Below are 21,711 nucleotides of genomic sequence, written 5' to 3'. Positions count from 1 at the left end.
GCACTAAATTGGCATTGTGCTCGTTCCATACAAATTATTTACCGGCAAATACCGGATTTCTTTTCTCTAAAAAGGCTTGCACGCCTTCTCTATGATCTGATGTCATACCTGCGACCCGCTGTGCCTGCGCATCCTTTTCCAGACCTTCTTCAAGAGAATGGTCCCAGCTAGCCTTCAAATTTTTCTTAATCAATCCAATGGCTGTTGTAGGCATAGCTGCCAGCTTTTCAGCAAATGCTGTTACCTCAATTTCCCATCTATCAAGCGGAATAACCTTTGTCGCAAGTCCTAAATCCGCAGCCATTTGTGCAGAGATTTTTTCACCTAAAACGGCTAATTCTAATGCTTTTGCGTGGCCAATTAATTTCGGTAAATAATAGAGATTCCCTGCATCAGGCACGAGACCTACATGAATGAACGCCTCGATAAAACTGGCTTTTTCGGATAATAGACGAAAATCACAAGCTAATGCGAGACTCATCCCAGCACCTGCTGCGACCCCATTTACAGCTGCAACAATTGGTTTATCACACTTATGAAGCTCCATCACCATCGGATTGTATCGGCGCCTTAAGACTTCCCCATGATCCATGTCTTCCTTTACCCCGGCGAGGTCTTCGCCCGAACAAAATGCCCGCCCTTCTCCAGTGATTACTAAACAGCGAACTGCTGAATTTCTGTTTGCCTGTTTCACTGCACGCTCTAGATCTTTATTCAATTGCTCTGTAAAAGCATTCAATTTCTCAGGTCTGTTTAACGTAATCCACGCTACTTGATTATTGACTTCATATTTAACTGTTTCAAACATTGCTTGTATGTACACCCCCTCTATTTACCTTTAAAATTAGCCTTTCTTTTCTCTTGGAATGCTCTCATTCCTTCTTTTTGATCCTCTGTTGAGAATAATAGATAGAAGTTTTTGCGTTCAAATTGCATTCCTTCGTCTAAGGAAACATCCACTGCTTTAAGAACGGACTCCTTAATAAGCCGAATGGATAATGGTGCCTGATTTGCAACTTCCCCTGCTAACTTCAGTGTCTCTTCCATGAGGATTTCTTTAGCGACAATTCGATTGATAATGCCAAATTGGAGTGCTTCACGTGCGCTAATTCTTTTACCAACAAATAGCCACTCCATTGCTATTGTTTTTCCGACGAGCTTTGTTAACCGCTGTGTTCCTCCTGCACCTGGCATAACACCTAGATTTACTTCAGGGAAACCAAATTCAGCATCATCAGCAGCTAAAAGCAGATCACAGCATAGGGCTAGTTCAAAGCCGCCTCCAAGAGCAAACCCTTGTACAGCACCGATTATCGGTTTCTTGATCCTCGCAAGACGGTCCCAATCCTTGAATTGATTGCGAAGCTCAAAATCGATTGCATTATCTGCAGCCATTTCATTAATATCTGCTCCAGCCGCAAATGCTCTTCCATTTCCGCTTAATACGATGACACGAACTTGATCATTCTCTTCGAAGTCTTCCATTACGGAAAGAATGTCAGACACCATCTGACGATTGATGGCATTTAACACTTTTGGACGATTCAAATTGATGAGACCGAGCTTTCCGTTTATGGAAGCTTCAATACATTCATAGTGATTATTCATTCACTTCCTCACCAATCATTAGCGTGATGAGATCTCCCGCAAATTTCATTGCATCTTTTCCAGATGCTTTCCCTTCATCCGTTCTCATCGCTGTTTGCAACGCTTCAAGACTGTCATAAAACATTTCGCACATTAAATAGTATTTACCTTCGCCCCCCATTGGACTGCCAACAATTCTAGTAACCTCCATTTTTCGAAGACCCGGGATCTTTGCTGTCAACGGACCATGGGTTTCAAAATAATGCTTGTCAAAAGCCTCTTTATTTTCAGGATGCTTGTAAAGAGCGATCAGTTTTACCATATGGACAACTTCCTCTCGATTTTTTAGGATTTTTTTGCAAATAATCTATTATTTTTGCAATTTCCTCTTACTTTTTTGCAAATAGTCATTTATTTTTGCAAATACCTCCTATTTTTTTGCAAATCATTGTTCTACATCATCGTTGAGACAGGTTTCATCGCCTCAAAGGGATTTTTACAAGATTTACAATATAGAATGCTTCGGCACGAAGTCGGACCAAAGATATTTTCTATCGTCGTATAAGTAGATCCACAATATGGGCAGTCTACATGCCATTCGCCCGTTTCAGTCATTTGTTTTGGTGGTGGAGCAATACCAAACTCCTTTAATCGCAGTCTTCCTTCATCAGAAACTCGATCAGAAGTCCAAGGAGGGTAATAAATAAATTGGACATGTATTTCTTTGAAACATTTCAATTCAGCAATTGCTTCGACTACATTTTGACGGATAATATCCAGTGCAGGACATCCCATAAAAGTAGGTAAAAGCTCAATTGAAACAGCGTCTCCATTCACTTCCACTTTTTCAACCATACCTAAATCAATGATGGAAATCGAATCAATTTCTGGATCCTTTACATGCTGAAGCGCTTCCATTACAATGTTTACTTTTTCTTGAAGCATCCTGCATCAATCCTTTGCATTTTTTACTGTGCGCTACCTCCTCCTTTTCCTACCAGCTTGCTGCGGGATCAACTTGATACACTTCGCTAAGGATTATCAATGCATCATCCAAATCCTTTGAATGCTCTCCTTTTCGTCCATCCCCGCTTTGAATGCCAAACTGGTCCGGCATTTCCAGATTTACAGAATCGAAAACTGGCTGCATAAATAGCTTCCATTTCTCCTTCAGAATGTCCTCGGATTCAATTAATTTGAATGTAGCTATATCTTTACTCAAAGGTCCGAGTGACACCACACCATCAAAATCAGCACTTACTCGTTTAATTGCATCCTCCATCTTTTTTCTTGCCTCATCCCCAGCCTGCATTAATTGCACAAACCATGTTTTCCAATGCAAAAGATGATAATAGAGCTCCATATTCACTTTCAGCGCTGCGTTTGCCAGCGGCTCATAGGAAGAGTTTTTCAAAGATTCCATACGAACCTTTTTCGCTTGGACATAGAAATAATTTCTGACAACAGCAAATGCCCAATCATAGCGCGGCTTGGATAAATAATGACCAGGTCCGTTCACCATTTCTAGTAAAATAGCATTCTTCCGCTCTTTTGCTGAACGGGCATGAGCAAGATGATCCACATCGCCTTCACCAAGGTCGCTAAGTAGCTGATAAAACATCGCGGCATGCCCCATCGTATCCTGGCTAATCGAAGAGAATGCAACATCCTCCTCAATATGTGGAGCAAGGCCAAGCCATTCTGAGCCCCGGTAAGCAAGGATGAAATCATCATCAGCCAGCTGGTACAGGAGTGAAAGTAACGCAGATTGATATGCTTGTTCCATTGGCTTCCCATCAACCATTTTCACTTTTCTTCTCCTCTCCCCATGACAGAATTTCTTTCTCATCGAGCATTCCCTGTTCGTATTGCCGCCATTTTTTCTTTAAATAGCCATACCCTTTTGTATTCCGATATTCCTTATTATCAAGCCTTTGCAATGTTTGCTTTTCCTCCATATTCATTTTACGGATATCAGAACGCTTGACGACCCAAATATCGGCTACCGGTTCTCTCCTCATAAAATTTTCCTGTGCCATAATCAACGCAATCTCACTGTTCGGTGCCAGCAGCGAAAATTGATATTGTAGAGGAGAGGTATCCGATCGTTTGCTAAAAACCTCGAATTCCTGATAAAATCCTTCACTGCCCAAAAGGTTCGCTCCTTTCTAAACTTCCTTTATTTAGCCATGTTCAAAGCCTCACGTACCCACTGATTTTCAATATATGCCATCTTGCGGAGCTCCAAACGATCTTTTGACTTTGGTCCATTATTTTTAATAATCTCTTTAAAACGATTCCAGTCCGGCTGTTTATATACCCAAAGAGCTTGCTCTTTATCAAAATGCAGTGTCTCATCTGGCAAAGTCAGCCCTAGTGATAACACCCTTGGAATATATTTTGAAAAGAAGTCCTGCCTAAGCTCTTCGTTTGTTTTTGTCCGGATCCGGTATTTAATTGTAATGTCCTGCTTTGATGTTCCTGTTGTAGATGCATCTGCAGGTCCAAAAAACATGAGAAGCGCTTCCCACCAACGATTGACTGCCTCTTGAACCATTTCACGCTGTTCCTTTGTGCCCTCTGCCAATGCCATGATAATGGCCTCCCCATGCTGGGCATGAAATACTTCTTCAGCACAAATTCTTTTTAAGGCACGTGCATAAGGTCCGTAAGAAGCATTCAGCATATTCGTTTGTGAAATAATGGCGGCCCCATCGACAAGCCAGCCAATTAGTCCAGCATCCCCCCATGTCGGCGCCTCCATATGAAACACATTATGAAATTTCAGACGGCCGCTAAATAAATCTTCCAGTATATCCTCACGTGTTTTTCCTAGAGGTTTCATTAAGTCCTCAGCCACACGAAGCAAAAGCTGTCCATGCCCCATTTCATCCTGTACTTTGGCCATAATGCCTAGCTTTCTTTTTAATGAAGGCGCTTTTGGCACCCACTCTTTTTCAGGGAGCGCCCCCATGATTTCGCTTATACCATGCATGGAGATCAGTTTAATCAGTGTGAAGCGATATTCATCTGGCATCCAATCGTCTGCTTCAATTTTTTCCCCTTCTTTAATCCTCTTCAAAAAATGCTCGTATTTCTCCTTTTCGGTTAATTGATTTGAAAAAATAACATCCGACAATGCCTTCACCTCCTAAAAGTTTTTTGAAATTATTTTATTTATATATAACGTTTATTAGACGTTATACCTTTTATATGTCATATATATTTAACACAAAGATACAGTGTAAACCGTTAAAAGTCAATTAGTTTTCAGAAAATTAAATAATTTATTTTAAACATAAGAACACCTGCTGACTCGATTAAAAATCAGCAGGTGTTAACTCAACTTCTTTTCTTTCAATTTTATAATTAACTGCTTCCACCATCAGGAAATAGTATGCATATAAACAGAAGGTCCAGCCGCTTTTATACATTTATTTTTTCCCTATCAAAATAGCTGGTCTTCCTATAGGATAATATTCTAAAGCCTCACATGCTCTTACTCTTTCTTCATCTAAACAATTTCTTCCATCAAAAATGATTGGATGTCTCATATTCTTCAGCAGTTTTGCCATGTCCAAGTACTTAATCTCTTTCCATTCTGTGATAATAAAAACAGCGTCAGAATTTAAAACAGCTTCATTGATTGAGCTGGAATACGTGATGGTATCCCCTAATATCTTTCTGGCATTATCCTTTGCAACGGGATCATAGGCAACCACTTCTGCACCTAGGTTTGTTAATAGGCGAGAAATTTTAATAGAGGGTGCTTCCCGCATATCATCTGTCTCCGGCTTAAAAGCAAGACCAAGCAATGCAATTTTTTTTCCTTTTAAGTCTCCAAAACGATTCATCGCTTTCCTGACAAGGGTTTCCTGCTGAAGATCATTAATAGCAATGGTCTCTTTTAGCAATGAGAAGTGAACTCCATGTAAATCGGCAGTATGAAGCAAAGCTTTAACATCCTTTGGAAAACAAGATCCACCGTATCCAATTCCTGGACGAAGGAAAGCCTCTCCAATCCTTTTATCTTTTCCCATCCCTTCAGCAACCTCTTTAATATCTGCTCCCACTGCTTCACATAAATTTGCAACTTCATTAATAAAGCTAATCTTTGTTGCTAAAAATGAATTGGAAGCATATTTAATCATTTCCGCACTTCTAATGCTTGTTAATAGAAATGGAACATTCAATGGACGATACATCTCTAATACTTTATTTGCAGCCTCTCTATTTGCATAGCCTATAATAATTCGGTCAGCTTTCATTGTATCCATTATGGCAGAACCTTGCCTGAGAAATTCTGGATTTGAAATGATCTCAATAGCTGCTTGTTTGCTGCAGCGGTCATCTAAAATGCTTTTAATATATTCATTGGTACCAACTGGCACTGTACTCTTTAATACAACAATAGCACTCTGTTCTAAATGAATTGAAATATCCTTCACCGCTTGCTCAAGATACGATAAATCGGCAGCCCCATCATTTTTTTGCGGTGTTCCTACAGCAATAATAATGATTTCGGCACCTTTTAAACCATCCCGATGTGATGTTGTAAATTCCATTCTCCCAACTTCAATATTTTTAATAAGTAAATTTTCAAGGCCAGGTTCATAGATGGGGGAGATCCCTTGAATGAGATTATTAATTTTTTGTTCATCTAGATCAATACATACAACTCTGTGACCAATTTCCGACAAACACACACCTGTAGACAGCCCAACATAACCTGTACCTAAAATGGCTACATTCATCTTATTCAAGCTCTCTTTCTACATATAGATGATTTTCTTTGTTATTTATTTCCTTTAAATACTCAAGAACTAGTTCCCTAGTATCGCCTCTTTGTAAAGCAAAATCTACCGTTGCCTTAATAAACCCTATTTTCCCTCCAATATCATAGCGGGTTCCTTCAAAATTATAAGCGTATACGGCCTGCTGTTTGTTTAATTCATGTATAGCATCCGTCAGCTGCAGCTCATTTCCATGTCCAGCAGGAAGGCTTTCGAGAATGTCAAATATCTCGGGCCTTAACACGTAGCGGCCCATAATGGCATATCTTGAAGGAGCCTGTTCTATACTTGGCTTCTCTACTAATGAGTCAATGCAGAATAGATTCGGCTCAATTTGATTGCCTTTTGGCTTGATAATCCCATATTTACTTACTTCCTTCGCCGGGACATCTTGAACAGATACCACTGAGGAATTGTAGTATTCGTAAACATTGATAATTTGTTTCAGACAAGGTATTTCAGACATCACAATGTCGTCCCCTAACAGGACCGCAAAGGGTTCATTGCCAATCAAGCTTTTCGCGCATAGAAGCGCATCCCCTAGACCCTTTGGCTCCTTTTGACGGATATAATAGATAGTTGCCATGTTGGATATTTTCTGGATTTCTTCCAATAATTCGAATTGCTTTTTCTTTAATAGTACTTGTTCAATTTCATATGATTTATCAAAGTGATCCTCAATTGATTTTTCCCCTCGCCCTATTATGATAGCAATCTCCTTTATGCCTGAAGCTACCGCTTCCTCCACAACATATTGTATCGTCGGTTTATCAATAATCGGCAGCATTTCCTTTGGCTGAGCTTTTGTAGCAGGCAAAAAGCGAGTGCCTAGGCCTGCGGCGGGAATAATGGCTTTTCGAATTTTCATAAACTGCCTCCCTATTTTTTCCTTAATCTTTTATATGCAAGGAGATAATTACCGCTACGTTAAAAGCCTAACAACTGTGCATAAATAACAGTTTTATTTAAATACCGTAAAACGTGTTGTGTTAAATAACATGCTATATTTCCTAGTCCTAAATAGGGTACTCTTCTGACAACGGTGACTTACTTACCGATAGACTGCAATAAAAAACTCCTTTACCCTAATGGGCATGGAGTTTTATTTAACCTAATGGATGCTTAAACAGCCAAATTGCCCTTGTCCCTCTGTTTAATTAGTAATCTCTGATGATATCCTTCTGAAAGGCGTAGCTATTTTCACGGCAATTATCATTTTCTGAATCGCACGATGCTTGAGCAGCATGGCATTTTCTTCGTCTGACATGATCCAATCATTTATCTTTCCCATGGTGTTTGTCAGCATCAATGTAGCGGCCTCTCATAACTGAATAACTTTCTTCATCTCGGTAGCGGCCTTTCATTACTGAGTATGAGTTATCCCCTTGATAACGGTCTTTTTTAGAGAATCCCTGTTTTTGGGAAGTAATATGAGATTTTGTGTGGAGTTTATTATGCAGATTTGTTTGAGGGACTTTTGATTGTTTATTAGAATATTCACTCGGTATCTCAATTTCTTGTTCTTTTTGATTCTCAACATTGTTTTGTGTGTTGTTCATATTAGGCGCTTCAGAAGTTTTATCGGTATTTTCCTGAACTACATAATTAGATATCGTTTGTAAAAATTCCTCCCAAATTTCAAGAACCTCGGATGCGATTACTCTTCCTTTTTCCCCCACTCTCTTCATTAATGGCTCGTTTGTCAATATATCCATAATTTTCCCGCCAAATATACTATGGAGTTTATTGTTCAGTTTAGTTTGAGGGGCGTCAGATTGTTTACCAGTGGACTCAATAGGCTTCTTACTTTCAGACTTACTATCTTGCCAGCTATCTAAATTACCCTTGTCAATTTTTTGATCTTCTTGATTTTCAAATGTATTCTGCACTTCATTCATAATAGGAACTTCAGCGGTCTTAACTGTATCTTCCTGTGGTACATTGTTAGATAATAATTGTATTAATTGTTTCCTGATTTCTGGAACCTCGGTAGCAAGGTCTTTTTCCTCCTTTCCCAATCTTCTCATTAATAACTTGTATAACAATATTTCTGCATTTTTTTCATCATAAATACTATGGGGTTGATCGTTCAGTTTACCGTGAGGGACGGCAGGTTGTTTATCAGCGAATTCACTAGGCATCACAATTTCAGGCTTACTATCCAAGAAGCTAACTATTTTATCATTGTCAATTTCTTGTTCTCCTTGATTTTCAAATTTGTTCTGCATTTCAAACATAGCAGGTACTTCAGCAGTCTTAACTGCTTCTTCCTGAAGTACATGAACGGCTGGCATTTGCATAGATTGCTCCCAAATTTCAAGAACCTCCGAAGCTACTCTATCATACTTATAAATAGAAACCGCAAGCTCTCTCCCTCTTTCCCCCATTCTCCTCATCAGTGACTTATTTGACAATATTTCTGCAATTTTTTCTTCAAAGCACCCAGGATCCTCTGGATTTTCCACTACAAGGCCGTTCTCTCCAGAAAGTATTACTTCCGGATTTCCTCCTCTTGCAGTTGTTACGATAGGCAGACCAGCCGCCATCGCCTCGTAATGCACCCGTGCCAATGGTTCTTGCCATATTGATGTACACACAAATATATCAGCTGCAGCAAACCAGTTTTGAATTTCATCTGGTGCAACAAAACCTGTTGTTACAACGGGTATCGGCAGTTTCTTTGCTAATGATTTTACATAGGCAATATAGTCAGAAATATCATCTTGACTGAACCATTTACTGCCAACTATAACTAAGGCTAAATCATTAAATTTTCTTGAAAGATTTGGAATTGCCCTAATTAGCCTATCTACTCCTTTATTATTTGAAAGTCTCCCAGCAAAAAGAATGACCGACTTGTTTTCTAGGCCATGCGCTTTGCGAATATCATTACGTGTTTTTTGCATCTTTGGATGATTACCAGGTAAAAATCGGCTGCTATCTACGCCAGAATAAATTGTACTGATTTTGGGTGAAGCCTCAGGATATAACGTTCGAATGACATCACCGATATATTCACTGACTGTTACAATTTTAGAGACTTCATTTAAAGCTGATTTCGCTTCTTCGGGATTGATTTTTTCCGGATTGAACATATCATTATGCATGCTTAGGGTTATTATTGAATTAGGTGACGCTTGTCTAACAGGCATGACTAATAGAGGACGGTTAAATATATGGATGAGATCAAAATGATTAGATTCAAGATAGCGAATGACCTCTTTTCTGTATACTTCAAATATTTTTCCCGGTACACGAACATAATGGATGCCATCTACTGTTTCTTGATTCGGAAGTGATGCATCATTTACTCCTAAAACACTAATATCGTGGACTTTACTTAAATAAGGCAGGATGCCGGATATATAGGTTTGGATTGCACCTCCCATTATTGGCGGAACCGGAAGCTTTTCGGTACAAATCATTAACACTTTCATGCTTAATTTACTCCCTTCCAATCGTCTTTAATTTCTTCTAATACTGGCCACTTTGATTGGTCGGTATCTACTATGGTTTGGATTAAGGCTGTTGCAGTATCATCGAGAAATAATTCAGGTTCATATACTACCTCTTTAATATTCTTGTAAAATTCATTCGGAAGGGATAAATCAATCATCAGGATATCGTATAGTTTCGATGAAATTGGATTTTCCTCATTGTAAGCCTTGATCATCTCTCTTATCCAAGTTGCATCCCAATTATATAAGTCCGCCATAGTACCAGTAATTAATTTTGTTAAATCACGAATCGGTAGATCATATGCAACACCGTCCAAATCAATAATCCACATGCCATTAGGACCCATTTGACCATTTGACCAGCCGTAATCCTGATGGACTAATCCCCAGTATTCATTTCCTTGCTGTGCAAGCTCCCAGTAGCTTGATTGATTCAACCTTTCGAAACTATTTTTTGCCTGATTTTCGAATAAATCTATAACATTCAGTAAATAAGGACTTGCTGGCATTTCTTCATATGCTTTGCCAATATTTCGAAACCAGTCCATTTTGTTCATTACTTTTTCATAGCTTTTTGGCCATTTATATAGTCTAGATGCAACTTCAGCTCCTTGAGGAGGAACATACCCCTTGCTTAATCGGTGGAATTCTCCAAGAGCGCTACAAAGCTGTTTGGCTCCTTCCAAATCTTTTGTAACAGGCTCCAATGGTAAAATCCACTCAGCAACGAACCATAGCTTTCCCCCTGCCTCAACATACGGAGCATCATCCTTTGTTTTTATAATCGGCGGTACCCTTGCCTTTTGCACATCAACTAAATATTCCTGAGCTCCTAAGCTAAACATGCTTCTGGTAGGTCTTCGATGTAGTAATTTTAAACTTTTTGGCCCCGAACTCGTTTCTAGTTTCCAAATAGCTCCTCCTTTATCCGGCTTAGTAGTAACCACCTCAATGCTGTGAACAGAAAAGGCATACGACTGAAGAACGTAATTTGCTAGTTCAGTAATATAGTCTGGAATAAAAAACTCGTGCATAAGTTCATCAACTTCCCATGGGACGATTTGTAAGTTTTCCATATTTCTCCTCCTTTGAAGTTTCATGAATCTTTTATAAATTATGTTTATAAACTATATTTGTATAGGACAAATTAATTAGATGTGTATTTTAAAAGATGTTAATTGCAGTGATAACAGCATATGAAAGCTATAATACCCATTTTGTTACATGAACAATTGGCTTTTGTCATTTAACACCGACCCAATTTGCTGCAGTGCTGTTTTTTCTAAGAGAACTCTATTACCTTTTCGCTATGGCTCTATATATAATGGACAGTTGATTGGAAAATTTAATATTAATATGGGAATACATGGGAACATAAAAAGAAGAAAAAATGAGGGATTTACCCATTTACTAAAGCCTCTTTATTACAAGCTATTACTAGTGTGTTTCTAAAAATGGCTAGTATTTTGATAGAAATCATACACATATATTTTTTAAATTCCAAATTTCCTCGCTTACAATTACAAATGGACATTTACTCTTCAAAATTATTTTTTTTGAAAAACATAGCTTCCGTTTTGCATTCTCAAAGTTTAATTCCCATATAACAATTCGTCATAATATTTCGCCTGCTGCAACAGCTGTTTATTTTGGTCAAATTTCTGTTCAATTTTATTTCGGGCTCTGATTGTGTATTCTTTCCACAGTTGTCTGTTTTTCAGCATGAATTCAATTGCCTCTGCCAGCTCATTCACATTGTTTTCCTTGACCAATATTCCATCTTCGTTATGTGTGACCAATTCAGGGATTCCAGCATGAAAAGTTGAGATAACAGGTACTCCTGTTGCCATAGCTTCTTTTATTGTATTTGGGATACCTTCCACATCACCATTTGAAGCTTCAAGACTTGCAGCACAAAAAAGATCAGCACTAGCCATATGGTCATGTATTTTGTCTTTATGGAGATAATTTAATAGCCGAAAAGACTCCCCTAAATTTAGCTGATTAGATAATGTTTTGAGGTAACCTTCAAGTTCGCCTCTTCCGATAATGGTGAGAGTTGCATTTGGAAATTTATCCTTTATTTTTTGGAAAGCTTGCATCAAGATATGGTGACCCTTTTTTTCGACAAACCTTCCTATGGATAAAATATTTTGTGAGTCATCTTGCTTTGGAGACCGGTATTTAAATTGATTAAGGTCAACACCACCGTATAAAATTCTTATTTTTTCAGCAGGACAACCCCATAAACTAATTTTATCTGCAAGATAATCACAAACTGGAAAAAAACGTTCGCCCTGATCAAAAAGCAATTTCATATTCTCTAAATAATTTGCAGGCTGGTTTGCCAGGGTTGCATCTCTTCCCCTAATGCTTGTTACTAATGGGAGATTTGTCCTTTCTTTAAAAGGAAGCAGCAATATACCAAATTGGCCATGGTGAGCATGTAAAAGAGAGATATTATTCTTATTTACATATTCTTTTGGGGAGGAAATTTCATTTAAATAATGAACCTTCTCATTCAGAAGAGAATTATCTACGATATACTCAGGCAGGCGGATTAAATGAATGTATTCATAGCCAGGAACTTGCCGAATCTGTGGAATATATTGAGTTGGATCAACTCTTAAATTTAAATGCATAGCAGTAGGCAAAAAAATCTTCTCCTTTCGTTCAAAATCAGAAAATTTCTGGTCCTTTCCAAATAAATTATGCACGATTTAACTAGGTAGCTTGGGCTAAAAGGAATTTTTAATTCGTTTGTTTCTGCGCTGACAGCTGGATTCACAACCGCAGCCATAGCAGAAAGTATTAGGTTCACATTTATATCTGCCCATCCTGATAAATAGTAGGCTTAAGCATAAACAACTTGTGACCTATTGAATATATAATATGTAAGCTTAAACCTACATTCCCTTTTAAAGGAGCAAAAAAAATGAAGATTCAATACTGTAATAGACGCTTTGGAAAAATACAAGTTCTGAATCTAGTGAATGGAAAAAGAGAAGAAGAATTGGAAGAAACACAATGAATATTTTAGTAACGGGAGCAGCAGGGTTCATTGGGTTCCACTTATCAAAGCGTTTGTTAACCCTTGGTTATCATGTTATTGGTGCAGATAATCTTAATGAATATTATGATGTTCGTTTAAAGCAAGACCGTCTGAAACTACTAGAAAAAAACAAAAACTTCAAATTTTATAAGATAGATTTGACAAATAGAGATAAGGTAAATGAAATTTTCAAAACTAAAACTTTTAAAATAGTTGTAAATTTGGCAGCTCAAGCGGGAGTACGTTACAGCCTAGAGAACCCGCATTCCTATATTGACTCAAATCTGGTCGGATTTATGAATATTTTGGAAGCATGCAGACAATATGGTGTAGAACACTTCATTTATGCTTCATCCAGTTCCGTTTACGGAGCAAACAGGAGTATTCCATTCTCTTCCAATGACTCAGTTGATCATCCAGTAAGTTTATATGCTGCAACAAAAAAAGCTAATGAATTAATGGCTCATACTTATAGCCATCTATTCAATATACCTGCTACAGGTCTTCGGTTCTTTACGGTCTATGGTCCTTGGGGTAGACCTGATATGGCTTATTTTTCATTTACGAAAAATATTATAGAAGAGAAAACAATAAAGGTATTTAATAATGGAGAAATGCGAAGAGATTTTACTTTTATAGATGATATAGTCGAAGGCATAATCCGTTTGCTTAATCACCCTCCAAAATATAACGAAAATTGGGATAGGCAAAATCCGATTCCAAGTTCAAGCTATGCCCCATATAAAATATATAATATCGGCAGCAATCAACCTATTAAATTAATGGATTTCATCCATTCATTAGAAAACTTAATTGGCAAAAAAGCAAAAATAGAATTTGCTCCTATGCAACCAGGGGACGTAAAGGAAACTTATGCTGATATATCCGATTTGCAGACCGATGTGGGATTTTATCCTAAAACATCCATTGATCAAGGTTTATCTCAATTCGTCGATTGGTACAAAGCATATAATAAGTGACCCTTCCAAAAAGTCTGAAGGGTTACATCCCTTTATAGCTTGAATTTTTTGTCCGAAAGTTTAGTATTAAAAAGTTTACCATTATGATGGTTCCTTTTGAGGAAAATAAAAAAAGCGCATTATTAGCGCCTTGTGATTATGCATAGTTTAGCTAACTTTATTATTTTTCCCTTCAATCATTAAGATTGCTTCTTCATTTTTTGCAATTTTCGTTAATTGTGCATCTAAACGCTGATTGATTAAATTTAATTCTTCTTGAAGGACTTTATTAAATGAATTGCCTTTAAAGATTTGGAAAAAGTCTTTAAGGACATCTGTTTGGAATGAATCCATTTTCTCCAATATCTCCTTAATGTCAGTCAAGTCAATTTGATTCACTTCTACTCTATGTTCAATGCTGTCCATTTTTTCTAAGCGGTCCAGCCTATGTTCAACTGTTTTAATGTTTTTTCCGATTTCAGCTATATCATTCTTCATTTCATTCATGCCAGATAATATCTGCTTTAGTATCTCCTCCATAAGTATCGCTCCCTATTTTTTTGGTAATTTTATATTATCATTGTTCCTATAAGGAATCTGTGTATATTTATTTACACTTTTTTTAATCTTCTATGAAATTTATGGAAATATTAATTGTTGATAAATAAGCAAGTAATAATTGGCTACTAACAACCAATCATGTAAATATCATTCTACCTTCTTCTCTGCGCTGGTTATTCTTCCCGTCATAAATGCTTGTACAGGTCATCAACCGATCATTTACTTTTTACAAAGAAAAAGCCTAAATCCTTTTTTAATCAGGATCCAGGCATTAAATGTACAGCTAATTTTTCTTTTCAAAAATTTCAGCTTCCAGCCTTCTTCCGGTAGGTGTGGCAGCAAGTCCACCTTCTGCGGTCTCCCTAAGTGCAGACGGCATTGATTGCCCAATAAGGAACATCGCATGTATGACTTCATCACATGGAATTCGGCTTGTAATCCCTGCTAAAGCCATATCGGCAGCCGTCATCGCATTAGAAGCACCCATGGCATTTCTTTTTACACAAGGAACTTCCACTAATCCAGCAACAGGGTCGCAAACAAGACCTAGCATATTTTTCAATGTAATCGCCATCGCTTCAGCTGCTTGGCGCGGTGTCCCGCCAGCCAGCTCAACAATCGAAGCAGCAGCCATTCCACTTGCAGATCCCACCTCAGCCTGACAACCGCCAGCAGCTCCTGATATGGACGCATTATTCGCTACAACAAATCCAAAGGCTGCGGAAGTGAATAAGAATTCAATCATTTCCATTCTTGTAGGGTTTAATACTTCTTTCACGGCAAATAATGTACCTGGAACAACTCCAGCTGAACCAGCAGTTGGTGTTGCGCATATTGTACCCATGGCAGCATTGACTTCATTTGTTGCAACCGCTTTGCTTACCGCATCCAATAAGATATTTCCAGATAAAGCTTTTCCACTTTGAATGTATTTCTGCAGAAGGACTGCATCCCCTCCTGTTAAACCGGAAACAGAGGTAACACCGTTCAATCCTCGTTCTACTGCTTGTTCCATCACAGTTAGGTTTCGATCCATTTTTGCAATGATCTCTTCTCTTGATAGACCTGTCACTTCAATTTCCTGCTGAATCATAATTTCTGCTATTTTCACTTGTTTACTTTCTGCAAGTTCAACAAGCTCCGCTACGTTTCTGAATAACATGATTTCACCCCTAATTCTTGGCTGCTTTCATTCTGGAGTTAGAGAATTGTCTAGCGCAAGCGTCCTATCGCCTATCAAACTTCAGACCCCCTCCCTACGATAAGTCAACATCGGTTCGCTCTCGCTCACCGTGTTTCCTTTATCTCAGACGGAGACCTTCTGCGTTTGTACGGCGATGATCAAGGTGCTTGCGCTTTTCTTAGTCAACCATTCTAATCGTCTGTGTTACATTTGGCAGCTTTTCAATCTCTGTCATGATCTCTTGGTCAATTTTTTGGTCGACTTCAATAACCATTAATGCCATTTTTCCTTTTTCCTTTCGGGAAACTTCCATATGTCCAATATTAATTTCATGATTCGCTAATATTTGAGTAACAGCTGAAATCACGCCAAACTGATCATTATGAACAACAAGTATAGCAGGATGTTCACCAGATAATTTCAATTCAAAGGAATTTAGCTCTGTTATTTCAATGGTTCCACCGCCAATTGAAATTCCAACAACCTCTAAATCACCTTGGTTATCATATAAATTAATCCGAACCGTATTCGGATGTTCTGTCACTGTATCTTCTACCTGAAAAACAACTTCCATGCCTGCTTCCTCAGCTAGCTGAAGAGAAGTTGGAATGCGCTCATCAAATGTATCAAAATCTAATAACCCGCCGACGATTGCCACATCTGTTCCATGTCCTTTGTAAGTTTTTGCAAAAGAACCATATAAGGATATTACTGCTTTCTTCGGCAAACGGTTGAATAATGTTCTGGCAACACGGCCAATCCTCGCCGCACCTGCTGTATGAGAGCTGGAAGGACCGATCATAACAGGTCCAATGATGTCAAAAGCTGATCTATATTTCATTTCATAAGCTCCTTTATTTATAATTGAATGAATGATGATTACTTATGCTCAGCTAGCTCTTCTGTCTGGAACTCATTTATTGTCCTAATTTTTTGCAAGTAATTATAAACGGTAAACTTAGAGACACCTAATACGGATGCGACATAATCAGTCGCTCCTTTTATTAGAAATGTCCCTTTCTCTTCAAGCTGGCGAACACATTCCACCTTCTCATCTAAACTCATTAAAGAAGGTGCTTTTTTAAAGCCATGGAGAACTTGTTCAACCATTTCATGTGTCACATCCTGAACAGAGGTAAAAAAGTTCTCTGATTTTGCCTGTTGCTCATCAAAGTTGATAAATTCTTCAATTTCTCCTCCGAATTGCATGAGTAGGCTGATATCGTAATTTAAACATAAGGCCCCAATTACTTTGTCTTCATGATCACGCAGAAAAATAGTAGCCGATTTCATGATATTCCCTTTCTTCGATTGCGTTTTATAATTAGGAATATCTTCAATATCTCTTTTCTGTTTTGCTAATTCCTTTAGGACAAGGTCTGTTATCGGAGATCCGATTTCTCTCCCTGTCACATTCCCTGCAATATGAATGAGTGATTTCTTTAGATCAGAAAAATCATGAACAGCTACCTCACAACGGGAACCGAACATTTTCACAAGCATATCGGCTGTGCGAATTGCTAAATCAAAAATAGGCTGATGAGATTCCTTCAATTCAGACACTTCCCTTACATTTATGTCGGTTTTCTTTATAAATAAGTTAATAACATTTTATAAATTCATCTTACCACAAAAAATAGATAGTTAAAATAATATTTTAATAGTTAAAAAAAATTGTAAAACGATTAAAAACCCACGCTAAAACTGACCGTTACCTTCGTTTCGTAACGATAAACACAGGCGTTGAGTTTATTTATTTATTTATTTCATAACAATTACTGAATCCAAATATATTAAGGATACTTTCCTCATTTTTTGACGATATATACCCAATAGTACATTACTCAGCGTCATAAATAGATAAATTTAAATATACCAAAATTCCTTATTTAAAAGGAGGGTATAAGAATTCTTCTCCGTACTAAATTAAAGGTGAAATGAAGAATAAATGTAAAAAGAAGCATAGCTTGAATATAATAAACCATTTAGGGAAGAGGCATGGGATGAATCATTGGCAGTCTACTACGATTTCCCTTTATGAATGTCCAACCACTTCTTCAACCGACTAGGCCATATTAATAAGAGAAAAATAATTAACGTACCACATAATATGATTAAGATAAACTTCATAAAATGTTCTATCAAAGTAAAAACTAGCTGCCATTGATTACCGAACACATAACCGATACCGATGAATATGGAAACCCATAAGGCTGCCCCTGTATAGGCATATAATGCAAAGGTTCGATACGGTACTTGAATAATGCCCGCAAAGTAGCTGTTGAGCTGCCTGACTCCGGGCAAGAAGAAACCAAATAAAAGCATTTTGTTCCCATATTTCTCGTAAGTTATTCTTGTTTTCTTTAAATATTCTGGTTTCAGGAATAGCCATTTTCCGTATTTTTCGACAAGAGGCATACCTAGCTTTTTTCCAATCCCATACGCAATTGATATACCTAGAACCGATCCAGAATATGCCATTGCTAAAGCTGGTAGTAGGTCAAGAACATTCTTGTGGGATAAATATCCGGTGTATGCAAGTGTTGAGTTTCCAGGAGGTATCGGAAGAGCAATTAATTCCAAGGGTAGACCGAATAACAACACAAAATATCCATATTGAGCAAACAAACGTTCAATGAATTCCATAAACTCTCCCCATTCCTGTTTACTTAATTCATTTATTTAATAGAGGATAGATGGATTTTCCTTAAACCCTATAAAATTATAGTTTGTTTACTTTTCGACTTTATACAGAAAAAAATAATAAACATCTAAGATAAGCGAATATCTTTTTTTATATCTAATTCAGCCCTAAATTACCATAAGTAAAGATTTCTTTTTTTGATAAAAATAAAATAAAACTGGTTATGAAAAAGGAGTATAGGAACATGAGAGATTTTTTTATCTCCATTTGGTCTATAATCGATCCTTTATATTTTCAATGCACTCGCCTTACATACCCTTCTTGTAAGGAGGGTAACATTTTTCGGGTTAGGTTAACCAAATATAAAGGCAGGAATATTATCCTTTCAGATGGGACATTAATAAACAAGAATGATACATTGGTTAAGATTCATCTTCACAATGTTAGACTGCTAAAGGAATTTAAAAACATTAACAGTGAAATTAGAAAAGCAAAAATGATTTATAAGTACGTTCAAATGTCTTTACCTGGAATAGAAAATTATATTCAAAATCATACTCATTCTAAAAAGATCAAAGGGATAATTGGAATTACAATGTTAAACAAAGGCTGTGAAAGGCTTGGATTTGAGATTTTTGAGATTTCTCATCCTATTTATAAATGGTTTAAACGAATCTCCTTCTTGCCAATCGAAATTCTATCAAGCAAGAATACATCTGATTGGAATGTACTTAAGCTCCATAATCCAAGCTATTTATTTATGTCTATAAATAAATTATCCAAATATGTTCAAACAATGAGTGAAAAATAAATCTTTGTTATTATAATTTAACGTGACTTTAAAAATAGTTCCGAATCTTTTTCATATTTGGGCTTTTGTCTGTTCATTCATTACATTTTTTTCTCAAGCAGTTTTCGTCCGGTTTTATGAAATTATGTCCATATGAAAAAGATGTCAGCATTTTCAAACGTCTTTAAGCAAATATTAGATAATGGAAGTGAAAGATTCATTTCTAAATTCTCTAAAGAGGAAGTGCTTGAAAATGAATAACTGGCTAGCAGCGCTTTTCAATACTATGAGAAAGCAAAACATTATGAAGATGTTTGGCAGAAAAAGAAATAATAAAGGCATAGTCTGGGCATCTTTATTAGGTCTAGGTGTTAGTGCAGTTGCATATGGGTTAAAAAGAAATCAAAACAGCAATATGTTGCGACCTATTCAAAAGGTTATGAATAGCATTCAATTGGGGGCAAATGGCAATAAACAAAACGCTCCTGCTTTAGCAGAGATTGCGAAAGAATTAGGACCTGATCTAAAGTCTTTAACAAATAAATAGCTCTTCACCTAAAAATGCCCACATTGTGATGGGCATTTTTAGGTGAAGATTAAAATCTGTGGGCACATTTTAAATTCAATTAGGAATTAAATGCTATTGACGGATAAAATGATTATTTAAATGAGAGATTTTATCTAAAATAATGCTGGTTATGGATGCAATAAAGGCAATACCTATTATATCAGATGGGTAATGATGCCCTACCCAAATACGAGAGAAGCCCGCCAATAATGATAACAGCCACATAATTGAACCAAGGAAACGGTCATAAAGAAAGATAGAAGTTGATATAGCGAATACTAGCAGTGCATGTTTACTTGGAAATGTAGAATCTATTTTTGATGGAATAATTATACCGACACGATTTTTTACAAAAGGACGTGGTTTAAAATAAAACAATTTAATTAAAGTATGAATAAACAATGTAATTCCCATAGACATTAATGCATTATTAGCAATATTTTTGTAGGAATCATTTTTAGACCACATGAAAACCAAAACAAAAATAAATGTAAATGGCTTCTATTGAATTACTTAAATTACCTTAGGAGATACAGTACGAAAAAACCAATTGTTATAGGAATTACTTTAGAAAAGTTTTCAAAAAACATATAAAAAACGGCCGTTTAAACAGCCGCTTTAAACTAATTCAATTTCCAACTTGCCAAGGACGGCTAGTTGATTTGTTTTTTATTTTCTGCCTAGGTCCTAATTCCTCACGTGTCATTCTTCGTGGCTCCATTCCTTTTTCAATTCGAGTACGAAGTTCTTTTGAATAAGAAAAAAGATTAGGCGGAAGATACACTCGTGTAGATTCTTCTAAACATTCTGGGCATGCTGCTCGATCTTTTTTCCCAGTCATTGATTTTAAAAACAATGTAAAATCACCGCAATTTTGGCAGCAAAATGTATAACTGGGCATCAGAATTCTCCTCCCAACAATTTATTTCGGCATGATATCTTTATCAAATATTTGTGTTGGAATCGCAACTGTACAGCATGCATTTGGAATATCCACTATTCCATTAATTCGTCCTTCAACAGGAGCAGTGCTTAATAGCATATATGCCTGCTCCCCTGTATAACCCAATGTTTTTAAATATTCAATTGCATTTAAACATGCTCTTTTATAAGCGATATTAGCATCTAAATAATGCTGCTTTCCATCCTTTTCATCAACTGATATTCCTTCAAAAACGAGGAAATCAGAATAAAGAGGATCAACTGGGCCTGGTTTGAATACTGGATTTTCTTTTATTTTATACTTCTCCATGCCCCCTTTAATGACATCTACCTTAAGGTCTATCCAGCCTGCCATCTCGATTCCACCGCAAAAAGTGATTTCCCCATCCCCTTGTGAAAAATGAAGATCACCTACTGAAAGTTTGGCGCCTTTAACAAAAACAGGGAAATAAATTCTTGAACCCTTTGATAGATTTTTAATATCGCAGTTTCCCCCATTTTCCCTTGGAGGAACTGTTCTTGCTCCCTCTTTTGCTACTCTGTCAAATTCAGCTCCTTTAAGGGTGCCAAGTACAGCTGCTTCAGGGTTAGGAGTGTTGGCAAGTGCAGGTACTCGGTCAGGATCTGTCATCTTTAATTCATTTTCTCGTTCATTCCATTTCTGTAAAAGCTCAAGTGAAGGAGCAACACCAATTAAACCAGGATGAATGACTCCAGCAAATTTCACACCCGGCACATGTCTTGATGTTGTGTAAATCCCTTCAAAATCCCATATCGATTTTGCAGCTTCTGGATAATGGTCTGTTAAAAAGCTCCCGCCATTTTCCTTTGCAAAAATACCGTTAAAGCCCCATTCATATTCTTGAAACGTACCAATATCCAATATGTCAACAACTAAAAGATCTCCTGGTTCAACTCCATTTACATAAACGGGACCACTTAAAACATGTACTCGGGCTAAATTCACATCCCTAATATCATTTGGAGTATCATTATTTTTAATTTGTCCGTCCGTCCAATCTTGGCATTCCATTCGAAACGCGGTTCCTGGATCAACAGAGAAAGCAGCAGGAATATCTGGATGCCATCTATTATGCCCAGGATGAATTTGCTCCTCCATTGGTTTACTTAAATCAAGTTTGTACATTGTTTTTGGCATTTTATTTCCTCCTAA

The 21,711-nt window shown here is 37.1% G+C and carries 22 protein-coding genes and 1 pseudogene; 3 read left to right on the top strand and 20 right to left on the bottom strand.

What is annotated here, in order from left to right; genetic code table 11:
• Positions 1-34 precede the first annotated feature (34 nt).
• The 12 genes and pseudogenes from AN957_RS12760 to AN957_RS12705 form a co-directional block, all read right to left on the bottom strand.
• Positions 35-808 (bottom strand): enoyl-CoA hydratase-related protein, encoded by a 774-nt coding sequence (locus AN957_RS12760; protein ID WP_053475877.1) that lies wholly within the window; start codon positions 806-808, stop codon positions 35-37.
• A gap of 20 nt (positions 809-828) precedes the next feature.
• On the bottom strand, positions 829-1,608 hold the full coding sequence (locus AN957_RS12755) for an enoyl-CoA hydratase-related protein (RefSeq protein WP_056684477.1): 780 nt from the start codon (positions 1,606-1,608) through the stop codon (positions 829-831).
• Complete coding sequence (locus AN957_RS12750) at positions 1,601-1,909, bottom strand: EthD family reductase (RefSeq protein ID WP_053475875.1); 309 nt, start codon at positions 1,907-1,909, stop codon at positions 1,601-1,603. The genes AN957_RS12755 and AN957_RS12750 overlap by 8 nt, the downstream gene beginning before the upstream one ends.
• Positions 1,910-2,040: 131 nt before the next feature.
• Positions 2,041-2,532, bottom strand: coding sequence for a 1,2-phenylacetyl-CoA epoxidase subunit PaaD (gene paaD, locus AN957_RS12745; RefSeq protein ID WP_056684474.1), 492 nt, complete (start codon positions 2,530-2,532; stop codon positions 2,041-2,043).
• A gap of 49 nt (positions 2,533-2,581) precedes the next feature.
• Positions 2,582-3,391, bottom strand: coding sequence for a 1,2-phenylacetyl-CoA epoxidase subunit PaaC (paaC, locus tag AN957_RS12740; protein ID WP_053477515.1), 810 nt, complete (start codon positions 3,389-3,391; stop codon positions 2,582-2,584).
• Complete coding sequence (paaB, locus tag AN957_RS12735) at positions 3,384-3,740, bottom strand: 1,2-phenylacetyl-CoA epoxidase subunit PaaB (RefSeq protein WP_053475873.1); 357 nt, start codon at positions 3,738-3,740, stop codon at positions 3,384-3,386. The genes paaC and paaB overlap by 8 nt, the downstream gene beginning before the upstream one ends.
• Before the next feature lie 26 nt (positions 3,741-3,766).
• Positions 3,767-4,726: a 1,2-phenylacetyl-CoA epoxidase subunit PaaA gene (gene paaA / locus AN957_RS12730; protein ID WP_053475872.1), complete on the bottom strand. Its 960-nt coding sequence runs from the start codon at positions 4,724-4,726 to the stop codon at positions 3,767-3,769.
• Between the two features lie 295 nt (positions 4,727-5,021).
• Entirely contained in the window at positions 5,022-6,341 is a 1,320-nt protein-coding gene (locus tag AN957_RS12725; protein WP_056684471.1) for a UDP-glucose dehydrogenase family protein, read from the bottom strand.
• Between the two features lies 1 nt (position 6,342).
• The gene (gene galU / locus AN957_RS12720) at positions 6,343-7,248 is read right to left on the bottom strand and encodes a UTP--glucose-1-phosphate uridylyltransferase GalU (protein ID WP_056684468.1); all 906 of its coding nucleotides are present in this window, start codon (positions 7,246-7,248) and stop codon (positions 6,343-6,345) included.
• Between the two features lie 1,393 nt (positions 7,249-8,641).
• Positions 8,642-9,817: pseudogene (locus tag AN957_RS27730) on the bottom strand (glycosyltransferase family 4 protein); the annotation flags it as partial.
• 2 nt (positions 9,818-9,819) lie between these two features.
• Positions 9,820-10,914, bottom strand: coding sequence for a CotS family spore coat protein (locus tag AN957_RS12710; protein WP_056684465.1), 1,095 nt, complete (start codon positions 10,912-10,914; stop codon positions 9,820-9,822).
• 516 nt (positions 10,915-11,430) lie between these two features.
• Complete coding sequence (locus tag AN957_RS12705) at positions 11,431-12,492, bottom strand: glycosyltransferase (RefSeq protein ID WP_056684463.1); 1,062 nt, start codon at positions 12,490-12,492, stop codon at positions 11,431-11,433.
• Between the two features lie 373 nt (positions 12,493-12,865).
• Here AN957_RS12705 and AN957_RS12700 point away from each other — a divergent pair, with 373 nt between their 5' ends.
• Positions 12,866-13,870 (top strand): NAD-dependent epimerase, encoded by a 1,005-nt coding sequence (locus AN957_RS12700; protein ID WP_056684460.1) that lies wholly within the window; start codon positions 12,866-12,868, stop codon positions 13,868-13,870.
• A 147-nt stretch (positions 13,871-14,017) separates the two neighbouring features.
• On the opposite strand, the gene AN957_RS12695 is transcribed toward AN957_RS12700, so the two are convergent.
• The 5 genes from AN957_RS12695 to AN957_RS12675 all read right to left on the bottom strand — a co-directional run bounded on the left by AN957_RS12695 (position 14,018) and on the right by AN957_RS12675 (position 18,239).
• The gene (locus AN957_RS12695; protein ID WP_053475866.1) at positions 14,018-14,389 is read right to left on the bottom strand and encodes a hypothetical protein; all 372 of its coding nucleotides are present in this window, start codon (positions 14,387-14,389) and stop codon (positions 14,018-14,020) included.
• Positions 14,390-14,693: 304 nt separating this feature from the next.
• Entirely contained in the window at positions 14,694-15,572 is an 879-nt protein-coding gene (gene sdaAA, locus AN957_RS12690) for an L-serine ammonia-lyase, iron-sulfur-dependent, subunit alpha (protein ID WP_056684457.1), read from the bottom strand.
• Between the two features lie 199 nt (positions 15,573-15,771).
• Complete coding sequence (sdaAB, locus tag AN957_RS12685) at positions 15,772-16,434, bottom strand: L-serine ammonia-lyase, iron-sulfur-dependent subunit beta (protein WP_056684454.1); 663 nt, start codon at positions 16,432-16,434, stop codon at positions 15,772-15,774.
• Between the two features lie 38 nt (positions 16,435-16,472).
• Positions 16,473-17,156 carry a helix-turn-helix transcriptional regulator gene (locus tag AN957_RS12680; RefSeq protein WP_231690063.1) on the bottom strand — a complete coding sequence of 228 codons (684 nt, stop codon included), beginning with the start codon at positions 17,154-17,156 and terminating at the stop codon, positions 16,473-16,475.
• Between the two features lie 459 nt (positions 17,157-17,615).
• On the bottom strand, positions 17,616-18,239 hold the full coding sequence (locus AN957_RS12675) for a DedA family protein (RefSeq protein ID WP_056684451.1): 624 nt from the start codon (positions 18,237-18,239) through the stop codon (positions 17,616-17,618).
• Positions 18,240-18,481: 242 nt separating this feature from the next.
• On the opposite strand from AN957_RS12675, the gene AN957_RS12670 reads away from it, so the two are divergent.
• On the top strand, positions 18,482-19,048 hold the full coding sequence (locus AN957_RS12670) for a YkoP family protein (RefSeq protein ID WP_056684449.1): 567 nt from the start codon (positions 18,482-18,484) through the stop codon (positions 19,046-19,048).
• A gap of 232 nt (positions 19,049-19,280) precedes the next feature.
• Positions 19,281-19,574, top strand: a complete 294-nt coding sequence (locus AN957_RS12665; RefSeq protein ID WP_053475860.1) for a hypothetical protein — start codon at positions 19,281-19,283, stop codon at positions 19,572-19,574.
• Between the two features lie 93 nt (positions 19,575-19,667).
• On the opposite strand, the gene AN957_RS12660 is transcribed toward AN957_RS12665, so the two are convergent.
• The 3 genes from AN957_RS12660 to fmdA form a co-directional block, all read right to left on the bottom strand.
• On the bottom strand, positions 19,668-20,063 hold the full coding sequence (locus AN957_RS12660) for a phosphatase PAP2 family protein (protein ID WP_082446561.1): 396 nt from the start codon (positions 20,061-20,063) through the stop codon (positions 19,668-19,670).
• Between the two features lie 160 nt (positions 20,064-20,223).
• Entirely contained in the window at positions 20,224-20,496 is a 273-nt protein-coding gene (locus AN957_RS12655) for an FmdB family zinc ribbon protein (RefSeq protein ID WP_053475859.1), read from the bottom strand.
• Between the two features lie 21 nt (positions 20,497-20,517).
• Positions 20,518-21,696, bottom strand: a complete 1,179-nt coding sequence (fmdA, locus tag AN957_RS12650) for a formamidase (protein WP_053475858.1) — start codon at positions 21,694-21,696, stop codon at positions 20,518-20,520.
• Between the last annotated feature and the right edge of the window lie 15 nt (positions 21,697-21,711).

Origin of the sequence: Cytobacillus solani (assembly GCF_001420595.1) — a bacterium.
GTDB classification, from domain to species: Bacteria; Bacillota; Bacilli; order Bacillales; family Cytobacillaceae; genus Cytobacillus; species Cytobacillus solani.
This window is presented reverse-complemented; position numbering and strand designations above follow the sequence as displayed.